The sequence below is a fragment of the Aeromonas oralensis genome (assembly GCF_049665575.1).
Taxonomy (GTDB): Bacteria; Pseudomonadota; Gammaproteobacteria; order Enterobacterales; family Aeromonadaceae; genus Aeromonas; species Aeromonas hydrophila.
The window spans coordinates 1,471,787-1,487,481 of record NZ_CP187186.1; the positions used below are offsets into that span (position 1 = coordinate 1,471,787).

The 15,695-nt window shown below is 59.3% G+C and carries 12 protein-coding genes and 2 pseudogenes; 6 read left to right on the top strand and 8 right to left on the bottom strand.

Annotated elements, in window-relative coordinates; translation table 11 throughout:
* Positions 1 to 103: 103 nt before the first annotated feature.
* From nagC to nagB, 3 genes are read right to left on the bottom strand one after another with little or no spacing between them, the layout of a single operon-like run.
* Positions 104 to 1,318, bottom strand: a complete 1,215-nt coding sequence (gene nagC, locus ACPDZI_RS07125; protein ID WP_016350209.1) for a DNA-binding transcriptional regulator NagC — start codon at positions 1,316 to 1,318, stop codon at positions 104 to 106.
* Positions 1,319 to 1,322: 4 nt separating this feature from the next.
* Positions 1,323 to 2,468, bottom strand: coding sequence for an N-acetylglucosamine-6-phosphate deacetylase (gene nagA / locus ACPDZI_RS07130; protein WP_187267615.1), 1,146 nt, complete (start codon positions 2,466 to 2,468; stop codon positions 1,323 to 1,325).
* 9 nt (positions 2,469 to 2,477) lie between these two features.
* Positions 2,478 to 3,278: a glucosamine-6-phosphate deaminase gene (gene nagB / locus ACPDZI_RS07135; protein WP_016350211.1), complete on the bottom strand. Its 801-nt coding sequence runs from the start codon at positions 3,276 to 3,278 to the stop codon at positions 2,478 to 2,480.
* A gap of 273 nt (positions 3,279 to 3,551) precedes the next feature.
* Here nagB and nagE point away from each other — a divergent pair.
* From nagE to glnS, 3 genes and pseudogenes are all read left to right on the top strand, one after another.
* Positions 3,552 to 5,007: pseudogene (gene nagE, locus ACPDZI_RS07140) on the top strand (N-acetylglucosamine-specific PTS transporter subunit IIBC).
* Between the two features lie 121 nt (positions 5,008 to 5,128).
* A complete protein-coding gene (locus tag ACPDZI_RS07145; RefSeq protein ID WP_194760195.1) occupies positions 5,129 to 7,792 on the top strand; it encodes a beta-N-acetylhexosaminidase in 2,664 nt (887 codons plus the stop codon).
* A 345-nt stretch (positions 7,793 to 8,137) separates the two neighbouring features.
* A complete protein-coding gene (glnS, locus tag ACPDZI_RS07150; RefSeq protein WP_438834261.1) occupies positions 8,138 to 9,799 on the top strand; it encodes a glutamine--tRNA ligase in 1,662 nt (553 codons plus the stop codon).
* Positions 9,800 to 10,042: 243 nt separating this feature from the next.
* Here glnS and fur read toward each other — a convergent pair whose 3' ends face one another.
* The gene (gene fur, locus ACPDZI_RS07155; protein ID WP_011705427.1) at positions 10,043 to 10,471 is read right to left on the bottom strand and encodes a ferric iron uptake transcriptional regulator; all 429 of its coding nucleotides are present in this window, start codon (positions 10,469 to 10,471) and stop codon (positions 10,043 to 10,045) included.
* Positions 10,472 to 10,715: 244 nt separating this feature from the next.
* On the opposite strand from fur, the gene ACPDZI_RS07160 reads away from it, so the two are divergent.
* On the top strand, positions 10,716 to 11,198 hold the full coding sequence (locus ACPDZI_RS07160) for a DUF4442 domain-containing protein (protein ID WP_167297549.1): 483 nt from the start codon (positions 10,716 to 10,718) through the stop codon (positions 11,196 to 11,198).
* A 60-nt stretch (positions 11,199 to 11,258) separates the two neighbouring features.
* Here ACPDZI_RS07160 and fldA read toward each other — a convergent pair whose 3' ends face one another.
* The 4 genes and pseudogenes from fldA to ACPDZI_RS07180 all read right to left on the bottom strand — a co-directional run bounded on the left by fldA (position 11,259) and on the right by ACPDZI_RS07180 (position 13,179).
* Entirely contained in the window at positions 11,259 to 11,783 is a 525-nt protein-coding gene (gene fldA, locus ACPDZI_RS07165; protein WP_011705429.1) for a flavodoxin FldA, read from the bottom strand.
* Positions 11,784 to 11,822: 39 nt separating this feature from the next.
* On the bottom strand, positions 11,823 to 12,119 hold the full coding sequence (ybfE, locus tag ACPDZI_RS07170) for a LexA regulated protein (RefSeq protein ID WP_011705430.1): 297 nt from the start codon (positions 12,117 to 12,119) through the stop codon (positions 11,823 to 11,825).
* A 20-nt stretch (positions 12,120 to 12,139) separates the two neighbouring features.
* Entirely contained in the window at positions 12,140 to 12,361 is a 222-nt protein-coding gene (locus ACPDZI_RS07175; RefSeq protein WP_011705431.1) for a DUF2788 domain-containing protein, read from the bottom strand.
* 55 nt (positions 12,362 to 12,416) lie between these two features.
* Positions 12,417 to 13,179: pseudogene (locus tag ACPDZI_RS07180) on the bottom strand (alpha/beta fold hydrolase).
* 292 nt (positions 13,180 to 13,471) lie between these two features.
* Between ACPDZI_RS07180 and seqA the strand changes: the two are divergent.
* Both seqA and pgm read left to right on the top strand, forming a co-directional pair.
* Positions 13,472 to 13,981: a replication initiation negative regulator SeqA gene (gene seqA, locus ACPDZI_RS07185; RefSeq protein ID WP_331413194.1), complete on the top strand. Its 510-nt coding sequence runs from the start codon at positions 13,472 to 13,474 to the stop codon at positions 13,979 to 13,981.
* Between the two features lie 57 nt (positions 13,982 to 14,038).
* On the top strand, positions 14,039 to 15,688 hold the full coding sequence (pgm, locus tag ACPDZI_RS07190) for a phosphoglucomutase (alpha-D-glucose-1,6-bisphosphate-dependent) (RefSeq protein WP_438834262.1): 1,650 nt from the start codon (positions 14,039 to 14,041) through the stop codon (positions 15,686 to 15,688).
* Positions 15,689 to 15,695 lie beyond the last annotated feature (7 nt).

The following is a 15,695-nucleotide window of genomic DNA, read 5'->3' on the forward strand; positions in this document are numbered from 1 at the left end:
CCGATTACGCCGCTACGCGGCTAATCGAACCTACGCTCGAAGAATCTATCAATAAAAAACGGCAGCCAGTGGCTGCCGTTTCTCATTTCGCAAGGCCTCGGCCCTACTTCTGCTCCATGATGATCTGGAGCAGATCCCCTTCCAGCAGGGCCCGCTTCACCAGCGCGAAACCGCCGACGGTGGGCTGATTCTGGAAGCGCGCCTTCACGATGGGCAGGCCACGATGGAAGCTTGGCAGCGACTGGTGCTCCACACAGCGGCGGATGGCGGGGAACAGGATCTCTTCGGCGGCGGTGATTTCGCCCGCGATCAGCACCTTCTGCGGGTTGAACAGGTTGACCGTGATGGCAACTGCCCGTCCCAGATGCTCACCCACGTTCTCAATTACGCTGCGGGCCAGCTCATCACCGGCCATGGCCGCCTTGCACACCTCCTGGATGGTGATGTGCTTCTCCTGCAGCGAGCTCAGGTGGCCGCGGCTGATGAGCTCCTTCACCTTGTCGACGATGGCCTCGTTGGAGGCGATGGTCTCCAGGCAGCCGAAGTTGCCGCAGTGGCAGCGCTTGCCGAGCGGTTCGACCTGGATGTGGCCGATCTCGCCGACATTGCGGTTCTGGCCGAGGAACACCTTGCCCTTGGTGATGATGCCCGAGCCTGCCCCCTGGTGGACGCTCACCAGGATGGAGTCCATGCAGTCGCGGGACTCGCCGAAGAAGTGTTCGGCCAGTGCCAGCGAGCGGGTATCGTTGCCCACGTAGCAGGGCAGGTTGAAGTGGTTTTCCAACAGCTTGGCCAGCGCCAGATTGCGGATCTGGTACTTGGGGGTGTAGATGACCATGCCCGATTCCGGATTGACCAGACCCGGCATGGTCAGCGCGATGCTGATGAGGTTGCGGCTGCGATCCTGCTGGGAGTCGATGAAGGCACCGATCTCCCGCAGCAGCATGTCGACCACCGGTTGTTGCTCGATCTCGGTCACCTGGGTGATGTGCTGATCGAGCTCCTTGCCGTCGAGGTCATACAGGGCGAGCTGCAGGTAGCCGCGGCCGAGCTTGGCGGACACAAACTGAAAGCGATGCTTGATGGTGGTCAGGGAGATGGCGCGCCGTCCGCCGGTGGAGGCTTGCGGCGAGGTCTCCTTGATCAGGCCATGCTCGATCAGTTGCCGGGTTATCTTGGTCACGCTGGCAGGGGCCAGCTGACTCAACTCGGCAATTTTGACCCGCGAGATGGGCCCCTGCAGGTCGATGAGCCGATACACGGCTGCACTGTTGACCTGCTTGATAAGATCTACGTTTGCTATTTGTCCGCCAGTCATAGTGTCACTGTGTTGTGTAGTGTCCGTTAACCACGGTCCCGCAGACCGTGAAGGCCTGATCAAAGACAGTCAGGTTGGCTATTTTTCCGACCTGGATACTACCGAGACGTGAGTCCCATCCAATGGCGCGAGCAGGGTAAAGGGTGGCCATTCTCAGTGCTTCATCGAGCGGTAATCCGACCTGTTTGACCAGATTCTCCACCCCTTCAATCATGGTGAGGGCAGAGCCGCCGAGTGTACCATTCTCGTCGACGCACTGACCATCGCGGAAATAGACGGTTGCGCCACAAAAATCAAACTTCTCAAAGCCTTCCGGTGCCCCTGCCGGTGCGGTCGCGTCGGTGACCAGCACCAGTCGCTCTCCCAGCATCTTGTGTGCAAGGCGCACGTTGGCCCAGTGCACGTGATGGCCGTCGACGATGACGCCGGCGTAGACATCCTTGCGATCGTAGATGGCACCGACCACGCCCGGCTCGCGGCCGTTCACGGTCGGGGTCATGGCGTTGTAGAGGTGGGTGGCAAAGCGGATGCCGTTGTCGAATCCGGCCATGGCTTGGTCATAGTTGGCGGCGGTATGGCCCGCGGAGACCAGAATGCCGGCCTCCACCAGCCGGCGGATGTGCTCCGGCTTGTTGCGCTCCGGCGCCAGGGTGATCTTGGCGATGGCATCCGCGTTGGCGCAGAAGAAGTCGATCATCTCGTCGGCGGGCTGGCGGATCTGCTCGGCCGGGTGGATCCCCTTGCGCTTGAGGTTGGTGTAGGGCCCTTCCAGATGGACGCCCAGTACCTCGTTGGGGTGCGCAGCCATGTAGTCGCGGGTGACGGCGACGGCCTGCTTCATGTCCGCATCCGGACTGGTGATCAGGGTCGGCAGGAAGCTGGTGGTACCGGATTTGAGGTTGGCGGCCTGCATGGTCGCCAGAGTCTGGGTGGTGATGTGGCCGTTGAACATGACGCCGCCACAGCCGTTGAGCTGCACGTCGATGAAACCGGCGCTCAGGTTGGCACCCTTGAGATCAATGTGTTCGATACCGGCCGGCAGTTCGGCCAGGCGGGAGATGGCGACAATCTTGTCGCCCTCGATGACCACCCCGTAACCGGTCAGCACGCAGCTGCCGGTGTAGAGGGTGCAGTTGGTCAATGCGTACATGGTGACTCCTTACAGACGGCCGATGTTGGCGGCTTCGAGCTGCTGGAAGTAACGCACGGTCTTGACCTTGAGCTCCATGGTGGAGGGCTCGTCACACACCATCATTCCCTTCGGATGCAGTTGCAGGGTGGAGATGGTCCACATGTGGTTGACGCTGCCTTCCACTGCGGCCTGCAGGGCCTGAGCCTTGCCGTGACCGGTCACCAGGATCATGATCTCCTCGGCATCCATCAGGGTGCCGACACCCACGGTCAGTGCCAGCTTGGGCACCTGCTCCATGTCGCCGCCAAAGAAGCGGGAGTTGGCGATGCGAGTGTCTTCGGTCAGGGTCTTGACCCGGGTGCGGGAGGAGAGGGATGAGGCCGGTTCGTTGAACGCGATGTGGCCGTCGTTGCCGACACCGCCCATGAACAGGTGGATCTTGCCGTAGGACTTGATCTTCTCTTCGTAGCGCTTGCACTCGGCCACCAGATCCGGCGCGTTGCCGTTGAGGATGTTGATGTTCTCGGGGCGAATGTCGATGTGGCTGAAGAAGTTGTTGTGCATGAAGCTGTGGTAGCTCTCCGGGTGATCTTCCGGCAGGCCGACGTACTCGTCCATGTTGAAGGTGACCACGTTCTGGAAGCTCACTTCACCGGCTTTATGCAGTTCAATCAGGCGCTTGTAGGTGTTGAGCGGGGTGCCGCCAGTGGGCAGGCCCAGTACGAAGGGGCGCTCGGCAGTGGGTTTGAACCCATTGATACGGTCAACGATGTAACGGGCAGACCACAGGCCCACTTGGCTGGCAGATTTCAACGGGATCAGGCGCATTGTAGATACCTCTGTACGGGTTGCTGCCGGGATGTCGGCGGCAAATAGACTGGGACGGATTCAAGTTGTTTTATAGCGTAAATAAAGATTGCGAACTAAGCCACATCTATCCGCCACCTTTATCTCGTTTGGGTGATAATGATCACGATTACAGGTTTATTAATTTGCGCAGCGAAATAAAAGCCCTAGACTGCCAATCAAGCCTTGATGGCTTATGCGTCAAACGTGATAAGCACTTAATTTCTAGAAAAACATTAACTAAGGAGAGGAACCGTGAACATTCTCGGTTATTTGCAAAAGATCGGCCGTGCCCTGATGGTGCCGGTAGCGGTATTGCCTGCCGCCGCGATCCTGATGGGGATTGGCTACTGGATTGACCCGAATGGTTGGGGTGGTGGCAGTCCTGTCGCCGCGTTCCTGATCAAGGCCGGCGCAGCCATCATCGACAGCATGCCCGTGCTGTTCGCTGTCGGTGTTGCCTATGGTATGTCCAAAGACAAAGACGGTTCTGCCGCGCTGGCCGGTCTGGTCGGTTTCCTGGTAGTGACCACGCTGCTGAGCCCGGGCGCCGTTGCCCAGATCAAGGGTATCCCGGCCGATCAGGTCCCGGCTGCCTTTGCCAAGATCAGCAACCAGTTCGTCGGTATCCTGTGTGGTGTCATCGCCGCCGAGCTCTACAACCGCTTCAGCAGCGTGGAACTGCACAAGGCGCTGGCCTTCTTCTCCGGGCCGCCGTCTGGTGCCGATCGTAACCTCCGTGGTGATGATCGTCGTCTCCTTCATCCTGATGGCCGTCTGGCCGGTCATTTACGGCGGTCTGGTGAGCTTTGGTGAATCCATTGTCAGCCTGGGCTCCACCGGCGCCGGTATCTACGCCTTCTTCAACCGCCTGCTGATCCCTGTCGGTCTGCACCACGCCCTGAACTCCGTGTTCTGGTTTGACGTGGCCGGCATCAACGACATCCCGAACTTCCTGGGCGGCCAATCCTCCATCGACGCCGGCAAGGGCATCGTGGGTGTGACCGGCATGTATCAGGCTGGCTTCTTCCCGATCATGATGTTCGGTCTGCCGGGTGCCGCGCTGGCCATCTACCACTCCGCCAAGAAAGAGAACAAAGAGAAAGTTGCGTCCATCATGATCGCAGCCGCCTTTGCCGCCTTCTTCACCGGGGTGACCGAGCCGCTCGAGTTCTCCTTCATGTTCGTGGCGCCGGTGCTGTACGTCATCCACGCCCTGCTGACCGGTCTGTCCGTGTTCATCGCTGCCTCCATGCAGTGGATTGCCGGCTTCGGCTTCAGTGCCGGTCTGGTGGATATGGTGCTCTCCAGCCGCAACCCGCTGGCGACCCACTGGTACATGCTGCTGGTACAAGGCCTGGTGTTCTTCGGTCTCTACTATGTTGTGTTCCGCGCTGTCATCGTCAAGTTCAACCTGAAAACCCCGGGTCGTGAAGATGACGAAGCGGTACCGGCACAGGCTCAGACCACCGACCGTACCGAACTGGCACGCCAGTATCTGGAAGTGCTGGGCGGTCAGGAGAACCTGGTGACCATCGATGCCTGCATCACCCGTCTGCGTCTGACCCTGAAAGACCGCAGCATCGTTGACGAGCGCAAGCTCAAAGCCCTGGGCGCGGCCGGTGTGGTCAAGCTCGGTGAGCAGAACCTGCAGGTGATTCTGGGCCCATTGGCCGAAATCATCGCCGGTGAGATGAAGGCCCTGCGTTAATCGGGCGCCAAGCTCGCCTCAAGTCTAAGTCCATTGTTGACATAACTAAGGGCCCCGCCTCGGGGCCCCATATAAAAAAGCCAAGAAAATCCAACCTTTACTTCAAATGAGAGCAGCAGTTATGAACTTGAAACATTCTCTGTTAGCCATTGCCATGTCTACCGTTTTCGTCAGCCAGGTACAGGCAGCCGATGCCGCCAAGCAAGCCGTGGTCGATTCCCTCGCCAGCAACCTCGTCGTCAAGTACGAAGTCGTCACCAACGACGGTGCCGGTGCCGGCCTCGACTGCCAGGCGCTGGGCTCCGAGTGGGCGAGCTGCGGCGTTGCCAAGCTGCACCTGACCAATACCGGTGCTGACGTCACCTCCAAAGACTGGAGCATCTATGTCTCCTCCATCCGTCGTATCCAGCGGGTGGACAACGACCAGTTCACCATCACCCACCTGACCGGTGACCTTTATCGTTTGACGCCAACCGAGAAGTTCCAGGGCTTTGCCAAGGATGCCACGGTCGAAGTGCCGCTGGTGGTGGAGTACTGGGTGCTGTTCGAATCCGACATCATGCCGAACTGGTATGTCGCCAGCGAAGGTGCTGAGCCGAAAGTACTGGCCAGCATGAGCAACATCGACGATGCCAGCACCTACGAGAAGCCGATGCCGGCCGATGGCTGGAAGCGTACCAAGGATGACAAGAACATCCTGATGAACAGCGAAACCCGTTTCGCGGCCAACCAGACCAGCACCCTGCTGCCGGCTGGCAAGGTCGACAACCAGATCCTGCCGACCCCGATGAAGCAGGTGGTCAAGGCCGGCCCGCAGGTCGACTTCTCCACCATCAAGCTCAATGCCCTGGATCTGCCGAGCGATCGCGCCGAGGCCCTGAAGGCTCAACTGACCAAGCTGGGTGTTACCCTCTCCGACACCGGCTACCCAGTGACCATCAAGCTCGGCAGCAAGCTCAAGCAGGCCGAAGGCTACGACATGACCATCGGCCAGAAAGGCACAGTAGTTCAGGGTCATGACATCGAAGGCGCGTTCTGGGGGGCCCAGTCCCTGATTTCCCTCTTGGGGGTCAACGACAAGCTGGTCAGCCAGATGCACGTCGAGGATGCGCCGCGCTTTGAATACCGTGGCATGCAGACCGACGTGGCCCGTCACTTCAGAAGCCCCGAGACTCTGAAGAAGCTGGTTGACCAGATGTCGGCCATGAAGCTCAACGTGTTGCATCTGGGGCTGACCAACGATGAAGGCTGGCGTCTGGAGATCCCGGGCCTGCCGGAGCTGACCGACGTCGGCAGCCAGCGTTGCCACGACGAGTCCGAAACCAAGTGCCTGATGCCGCAGCTGGGCTCCGGCCCGACCAGCGACAACCAGGGTTCCGGTTTCTACAGCAAGGCCGACTACATCGACCTGGTACGCTATGCCAAGGCCCGCGGTGTGACCGTGATCCCGGAGATCAACATGCCGGCCCACGCCCGTGCTGCCGTGGTCTCCATGGAAGCGCGTTACAAGCGTCTGATGGCTGAAGGTAAAGAGACCGAAGCCAACCAGTTCCGTCTGACCGACCCGGCCGATACCTCCAACGTCACCTCGGTGCAGTTCTACGACAAGATGTCCTTCATCAACCCTTGCCAGCCGGGCGCTGCCACCTTCGTGGCCAAGGTGATGGATGAAGTTGCCCAGATGCACCAGGCCGCCGGCCAGCCGCTGACCGCATGGCACTACGGTGGTGACGAGGCGAAGAACATCATGCAGGGCGGTGGTTATCAGGATCCGGCTGTCACCAAGAAAGAAGAGCTGGTGGCATGGAAAGGCAACGTCGACTCCAGCAAGCAGGACAAGCCGTTCGGCAAGTCCCCGATGTGCCAGAAGATGATCGACGATGGCAAGATCAAGGACGTAGCCGAGCTGCCGGTTTACTTCGCCAAGGAAGTGGGCGAGATGGTCAAGGGCCACGGCTTCTCCACCCTGCAGGCCTGGGAAGATGGTCTGAAATACGCCAACAGTGCCAAGGACTTCGCCACCGACAACACCCGTGTCAACTTCTGGGAAACCCTCTACTGGGGTGGCTTCAATGAAGCGATGAAGTGGGCGCACAAGGGTTATGAAGTGGTGCTCTCCAACCCGGATTACCTCTACTTCGATTTCCCGAACGAGGTGCACCCGGCTGAGCGTGGCTACTACTGGGCAACTCGTTTCAATGACACCCGCAAGGTGTTCGCTTTCGCCCCGGAAAACCTGCCGCAGAACGCCGAGACCTCGGTTGACCGCGACGGCAACGCCTTCGTGGCCAAGGGTGACCAGGATCCGGTCAAGTTCAAAGGGATCTCCGGTCAGCAGTGGAGTGAAACCGTGCGTACCGACGCTCAGTACGAGTACATGGTCTACCCGCGTATCTTCTCCATGGCCGAGCGTGCCTGGCACAAGGGCGGCTTCGAGCTGAACTATGTGAAAGGTCGCGAGTTCTCCGGCGAGACCAAGCATGTCAACAAGGCCACCCTGAACAAGGAGTGGAACCAGTTCGCCAACGTGCTGGGTCAGCGCGTGCTGCCGAAACTGGACCAGGCCGGGGTGGAATACCGCCTCTCCGTACCGGGCGCCAAGGTAGTGAACGGTGTGCTGGAAGCGAACGTGGACCTGCCGGGTCTGCCCATCCAGTACAGCCTGGATGGCAAGAGCTGGAGCGCCTACGACGCTGCCGCCAAGCCGACCGTGGATGGCAAGGTCTACCTGCGTACCACCAGCTTCGATGGCAAGCGTACCAGCCGCGTCACCGAGCTGAACTGATAGTCCTCAATCCATAACGCAAGGTGGGTCGCAAGACCCGCCTTTCCCAAGGGCGATGGCCATCGGGCTTGGGAAAGGTTGACTGTGCGTGTGAGCCTTTGTTGTGTGTGTATTGTCTGTTTTTGTTTTTCATCACCTTGAACCCCGCCTCGCGCGGGGTCTTTTTTTCGCCAGTCCGTCAAACCGGCTACCAGTACGGGTCGTTTTGCGGCGCCAGTACCCCGAAACGGGCAAATTCAGGTTGAGACAGGGCGCGTAATGAGGGATCATATCCGGCTTGACGGCGGGGGTATGAGGGTGCCAGCCGGCACAACTTCCGCCAGTGACGCATTTTTGAGGTGAGCCATGAGTCAGGCGAACAGCCCAACTAACTTTATTCGTCAGATCATTGATGAAGATCTGGCCAGCGGTAAGCACAGCAGCGTGCATACCCGTTTTCCACCCGAGCCGAACGGTTATCTCCATATCGGTCACGCCAAGTCCATCTGCCTGAACTTCGGCATCGCCCGCGACTACCAGGGCCAGTGCAACCTGCGCTTCGACGACACCAACCCGGTGAAGGAAGATATCGAGTACGTTGAGTCCATCAAGCAGGACGTGCAGTGGCTCGGCTTCCAGTGGAACGGCGAGATCTGCTACTCCTCCGACTATTTCGACAAGCTGCACGGCTACGCCGTTGAGCTGATCGAAAAGGGTCTGGCCTATGTGGACGAGCTCTCTGCCGAGCAGATGCGCGAATACCGTGGCACCCTGACCGCGCCGGGCAAGAACAGTCCGTTCCGCGATCGTTCGGTGGCCGAGAACCTGGCCCTGTTCGAGAAGATGAAGAACGGCGAGTTTGCCGAAGGCGCCGCTTGCCTGCGCGCCAAGATCGACATGGCCTCTCCTTTCATGGTGATGCGTGATCCGGTCATCTATCGTATCAAGTTTGCCCACCACCACCAGACCGGTGACAAGTGGTGCATCTACCCGATGTATGACTTCACTCACTGCATCTCGGACGCCCTGGAAGGGATCACCCACTCCATCTGTACACTGGAGTTCCAGGACAACCGTCGCCTGTACGACTGGGTGCTGGACAACATCACCATCGACTGCCACCCCCGTCAGTACGAGTTCTCCCGGCTGAACCTCGAATACACCGTCATGTCCAAGCGCAAGCTGAACCTGCTGGTGACCGAGAAGCACGTGGAGGGTTGGGACGATCCGCGCATGCTGACCGTCTCCGGTCTGCGTCGACGTGGCTACACCCCGGCCTCCATCCGCGAGTTCTGCAAGCGCATCGGCGTGACCAAGCAGGACAACATCGTCGAGATGAGCATGCTGGAAGCCTGCATCCGTGAAGACCTCAACGAGAACGCGCCGCGCGCCATGGCCGTGCTGCACCCGGTCAAGGTGGTCATCGAAAACCTGGCCGCCGACGAAGTGCTGACTGCCCCGGCCCACCCGAACAACGCCGAGATGGGCACCCGCGAGCTGAACTTCACCCGCGAGATCTTCATCGATGAAGCGGATTTCAAAGAAGAAGCCAACAAGCAGTTCAAGCGACTGGTGCTGGGCAAGGAAGTGCGCCTGCGCAATGCCTACGTCATCAAGGCCGAGCGGGTCGAGAAGGATGCCGATGGCAAGGTCACCTGCATCTACTGCTCTTACGATCCCGAGACCCTGGGCAAGGATCCGGCCGATGGTCGCAAGGTGAAAGGGGTGATCCACTGGGTCAGCGCCACTCACTCCCTGCCAGCCGAAGTGCGCCTCTACGACCGTCTGTTCAAGGTGCCGAACCCGGGCGCCGAAGAGGACTTCGAAGCGGCCCTGAATCCGGACTCCCTGGTGATCATCGAGGGTGCCCGTGTCGAGGCTTCGCTCAAGAACGCCAAGCCGGAGCAGGCTTACCAGTTCGAGCGTGAAGGTTACTTCTGCGCCGACAACAAGCTCTCCAGTCCGGAGCATCTGGTGTTCAACCGCACCGTGGCCCTGCGGGACGTGTGGGGCAAGGCCGAGGCCTGATAACAGAAGAGGGCAGGGGAGACCCTGCCCTCTCTTGATCTGGGAGCTTGCTTACGATCTGTGACGAGAGGTTATCAGCAAGGTGAAGCCGCACAGGAACCGGCGCGTATAGAGAGATGTGAGGGGTCCGAGCAGCAGATGAACCTTGATCACGACCTCGGAGCAAGAGCGTAAACGGCTTCTAAACGACGGACACAAAAAAGCCAGCGTGATGCTGGCTTTTTATTGTCTCTGTCTGGCGGGTCAATCTTCGTGCTTGCACTCGCCGGCGGCGCAGTGGCCGTACAGATAGAGGCTGTGATTGGTCAGCCGGATGTTGTGCTGCTGAGCGATATCGCGCTGGCGCTGCTCGATCACCTCGTCGGAGAACTCGATCACCTTGCCGCAGTCGAGGCAGACCAGGTGGTCGTGGTGTTCCTGGGTGGCCAGTTCGAACACCGATTTGCCCCCTTCGAAGTGGTGACGGGTAACAATACCGGCATCATCAAACTGGTTGAGAACGCGATATACGGTAGCGAGACCAATCTCTTCACCCTGGTCGATCAGTCGTTTGTACAGATCTTCCGCACTGGTGTGCTGGCAGTCCGGCTGTTGCAGGATTTCCAGGATTTTGACACGGGGCAAGGTGATCTTGAGCCCGGCCTTTTTTAACGCTTGGTTGTTGTCTGCCATATTCTATTTATTCGCATTCTCGAAGGTGTGGTTATTCTGATTGACTGCCGCTGGAATGGCAACCACGAACTCGCTTGGCCTGTCATTATAGGTCGTAGCTCACCTAAAAATAAACCCAGTAATTCAAGGGCTTTAGCGCAGATGGCGCCATCCGGTGGAATTGGACGGATTCTCGTGACGGCTTGCTCGTTTGGTGAATGTTGATAAAATGTAACCTTCTTCACTGTCTGGTCGGATGAGATCCATGGATTGGCTTTTTGACAATGCGGCCTGGGTGCGCCGCGCCCTCAACGCCTGGCCTCCTTTCTGGGGCGCCGGTATCAAGATAGAGACATTGAGCGATGATTTTCGCTTCTGCCGGGTCACCCTCAAGTCCCGCTGGTGGAACAAGAATGCCAACCGTACCCAGTTTGGCGGCAGCATGTTTGCGATGACCGATCCCATCTATCCGCTGATGCTGATGGGCTATTTCAAGAACCGCTATTACGTCTGGGACAAGGCGGGCAGCATCAACTACATCAAGCCGGGCAAGGGCAAGCTGGTGGCCGAATTCAACCTCACTGACGGCAAGCTGGCCGCCATCGTGGCGGCGACCGATGGGGGAGACAAGCACTTCCCCGAGTTCGAGGTGACGGTGCAGGATCAGAGCGGCGAGCTGGTGGCCCAGGTCAAGCGCACCCTCTATGTGCGGGCCAAACCGGAGCACCGAAGTGGCGAGAAAGCATGAGCCAGAAAACAACAAGGGCCCCGCGGGGCCCTTGTTGTCAGAGAGGTTGGCGAGGCTGGGTCACTCCAGCTCGGCCAGGCACATCTCTTCGTGCAGCTGTTTGCACCAGCCCTTGACGCGCTCGGCGGTCAGCTCCGGCTGGCGATCTTCGTCGATGCCCAGACCCACGAAGTGTTTGTCATCGACCAGCGCTTTGGAGGCTTCGAATTCGTAGCCGGCGGTTGGCCAGTTGCCGATGACGATGGCGCCTTTGGCTTCGACGATGTCACGCAGGGTGCCCATGGCGTCGAGGAAGTACTCTGCATAGTCTTCCTGATCGCCGCATCCGAAGATGGCGACCAGCTTGTTGGTGAAGTCGATCTCTTCCAGCTCGGGGAAGAAGTCGTCCCAGTCGGCCTGGGCTTCGCCATAGTACCAAGTCGGGATACCGAACATCAGCAGATCGAAGCTGTCGATGTCGGCCTTGCTGCTCTTGGCAATGTCACGGACTTCAATCAGTTGTTTGCCCAGTTCTTTCTGGATCATCTTGGCGACAGCTTCGGTATTACCGGTATCGCTGCCGAAAAACAGACCTACACTAGCCATAGTGTTTAGTTACCCGTATCTGGTGTTAATGCTTAACGGTCAGATTGTGATGCCTGCAGCATGTGCAGACTCAATCTGTTGCTTCAGGATAGATTGGATCAGCTCGGCTCGGCTGACGTTCTGTTGTAACGCAAGTTGGTTCAGGCGTTCCAGCAACTCGGCCTCCACCTTTAACTCTACCCGCTTCAAACCGTTCTCCCGATCGCGCTTGAGCTGGTTGCGCTTGTTGATCTTGAGCTGGGTCTCGCGGGGGAGTGGGTTGGTCTTTGGCCTGCCGGGGCGCTTCTCATTTGCGAACAGATCCAATGTTGTTCGATCAGTTTGCTGTTTGGCCATACATCACAGATGAAAATAAGTTAGCCGATGCCTGAGCCTTCCCAGCCCAGTTCGATCAGCCCCTTGGCGACAAAACCTGCACAACCCAGGAAGAGTACCAACCAGACGATGAGTCGGCCGAAACGGGGCACGTTGCCACGTTTGAGCACGTCCTGAATGGCCAAGCCAATCAATACGAAAATGGCCACAAAGAATAACTTCAGGCCCAGACTCTCGATGAGATCGATATGTTCACTTAGCATGGATTGCGCACACTCCTTATGACGGGCGCACTATATCACAAAGGATTTGAAACTGTTAACCGCCTGTCGACAGGAAATCCACAACCAGTTTGTTGAACAAAACCGGCTTTTCCGCGTGCAGCCAGTGACCAGTACCGGCGATGACCCGGGCCTTGGCGGCGGGGAATTGTGCCATCACAGTATCGGTATGTTCAGGCTGCATGTAGTCGGAATCCCCCCTTGATGAACAGCGAAGGGCCCTCGAAACGGCTCTGTACATCGGGCCAGCCCATGATGTTGGCGTAGTTGCGCTCAAGGGCCGGGACGTTGAAACGCCAGCCCCAGCCGTGCCCGGTTTTGGCAAACGACTTGAGCAGGAACTGGCGCACGCCGGCGATCTCGATGTGCTGCGCCAGGATGGCTTCCGCCTCGCTACGGCTGTGCGGAGCCTGTTCGAGGGTGGCGTTGAGACCGGCGAACACATTCTGGTGGCGGGCGTGAGGGTAGGCGACCGGCGCGATATCGGCTACCACCAGTTTGGCAACGCGCGTTGGCGCGAGCTTGGCCAACTGCATGCCTACCTTGCCCCCCATGGAGTGACCCACAATGGCCACCTGCTCAAGCCCGAGCCGATCCAGCAGGGCGAGCAGATCGGCGGCCTGGGCAGGGTAGCTCATCTCGTCGGAGTGAAAGGAGGCGCCGTGGTTGCGCAGATCGACGCTGATGACCCGGTATTGTTCGCTCAGCGGGCGCGCCAGCAGGCCGAGGTTGTCGAGGCTGCCAAACAGCCCGTGGATCAGCATGACGGGCTGGCCCTGGCCCTGCTCCTTGAAGTTCAATAATGGGTTTTGTTGCAAAATGACACCTTGTCGGTCGTGAGTGTGTTGCGCGTTGTGATTTAACACACTGGAAAGAAAAGGATTTCACTCATTGCGGAGCAAAAATGTGTGGTTTTTTTTCTAAAAAAAGTCTGCCAGATCGGCTATCAGTGCGACGGATCACACACTTGGCCCGCTATTATGCCGTATTCTCGATGAGATTCATGCACATCTGTCCGCCCCTTGCTTGGGCTGCCGGGTTTGCCTATGTATAATCGCCGCATCCGAATTTCGACGAGTCCAGCGCATCCCTATGAAAACCATCGAGCTTGATGACGATCTCTACTTCTATATCGCCAGCCAGACCCGGCACATCGGCGAGAGTGCCTCCGATATCCTGCGCCGCCTGCTGGAACAGCCCGCCAACCAGGCTACGCCGGTTGCCGAGCCGGTGACGACGGCCCAGCCGCATGCCGTGGCCGATGCCATGGGGCTGGAGGCGCTGCTCGACTCCGGCGAGCTGCAAAAAGAAGAGAAGTCCATCAACCGCTTCATGCAGGTGCTCAGTACCCTCTACCGGGATGACCCGGTCGGGTTTACCCAGGCCACCGAAATCAAGGGGCGCAAGCGCGTCTATTTCTCGCGGGATCCCGATGCCCTGCGCGCCAGCGGCAGCACCACCAAGCCAAAGCCGGTGCCACAAACCCCGTTCTGGGTGATCACCAACACCAACACCAGTCGCAAGCAGAACATGGTGGCCCAGCTGATGACCAGCATGGGGTATGGCGACGAGGTGATCGCCCGGGTGTGCGGCGCAATTTAACGGTTCATCAGACTCAGGCCTTGCTGGGCAAGGCCGCCATCAAGCAAGGACAACGCCATGGCACAGCATTCCCACGCCGGTCAGCCGGCCCGTTTGAGCGACCTGACCAACATCCCCCGTCTGGTCAGCGCCTACTACCTCAACAAGCCCGATATGAGCCGCCCCGAGCAGCGAGTTGCCTTCGGCACCTCTGGTCACCGCGGCAGCGCCCTGCACTATGCCTTCACCGAATCCCACATCCTGGCGGTGACCCAGGCGTTGGTGGAGTATCGCCAGCAGGCCGGCATCACGGGTCCGCTGTTTGTCGGCATGGATACCCACGCCCTGTCTGAATCCGCCTTTGCCAGTGCGGTGGAAGTGCTGGCGGCCAACGGCGTCGAGACCCGCATTCAGGCTGGCCTCGGTTTTACCCCAACCCCGGTCATCTCTCACGCCATCCTGCGCCACAATGCAGGCAAACCGGCTGCCCGTGCCGACGGCGTGGTGATCACTCCGTCCCATAACCCGCCGGAAGACGGTGGCTTCAAATACAACCCGCCCCACGGCGGTCCCGCCGAAGGGGAGATCACCAAGTGGGTGGAGGATCGCGCCAACGCGATTCTAGAGGCGGGTCTGGCCGGCGTGAAGCGCATGCCGTTCGCCGAGGCCCTCAAGAGCCCGTTCGTGGCCGAGCACGATTACGTCACTCCCTATGTGGATGACCTGAAGAACGTGCTGGACATGGAGGCCATCAAGCAGGCTGGCATCAAGATCGGTGTCGATCCGCTGGGTGGCTCCGGCGTCGCCTACTGGGACGTCATCGCCAAGACCTATGGTCTGAACATCGAAGTGGTGAACTACAAGGTCGACCCGACCTTCTCCTTCATGACCCTGGATAAAGACGGCAAGATCCGGATGGACTGCTCCAGCCCGTTCGCCATGGCCAGCCTGATTGCCCTCAAGGACAAGTTCGACATCGCCCTTGGCAACGACCCTGACTACGACCGTCACGGCATCGTCACCAAGTCCGGCCTGATGAACCCGAACCACTACCTGGCGGTGGCAATCCAGTATCTGTTTACCCATCGTACCGGCTGGTCCAAAGAGTCTGCGGTCGGCAAGACGCTGGTCTCCTCTTCCATGATCGACCGGGTGGCCGGCGAGATTGGCCGCACCCTCAAAGAGGTGCCGGTCGGCTTCAAGTGGTTCGTGGATGGCCTCTACAGCGGCGAGTTCGGCTTTGGCGGCGAGGAGAGCGCGGGCGCCTCCTTCCTGCGCAAAGACGGCACCGTCTGGACCACCGACAAGGATGGTTTCATCCTGGCGCTGCTGGCGGCGGAAATTCTGGCGGTGACCGGCAAGGATCCGCAGGCCCACTACGATGCACTGGAAGCCAAGTTTGGTCGTTCCAGCTATCGTCGCATCGACGCCCCGGCCAACAGCGCCCAGAAGGCGGTGCTCTCCAAGCTGGATCCGGCGCTGGTGGAAGCCTCCACCCTGGCCGGCGAGCCCATCATCGCCAAGCTGACCAAGGCGCCGGGCAACGATGCCGCCATCGGCGGCCTCAAGGTGGTGACCGAGAACGGCTGGTTCGCGGCGCGCCCCTCCGGTACCGAGTCCATCTACAAGATCTACATGGAGAGCTTCAAGGGCGAGGCGCACCTGGACCTCATCCAGCAGGAAGCCCAGCAGATCGTCTCCGCCGCCCTGGCCAAGGCCGGGGTCTGAGTTCGAC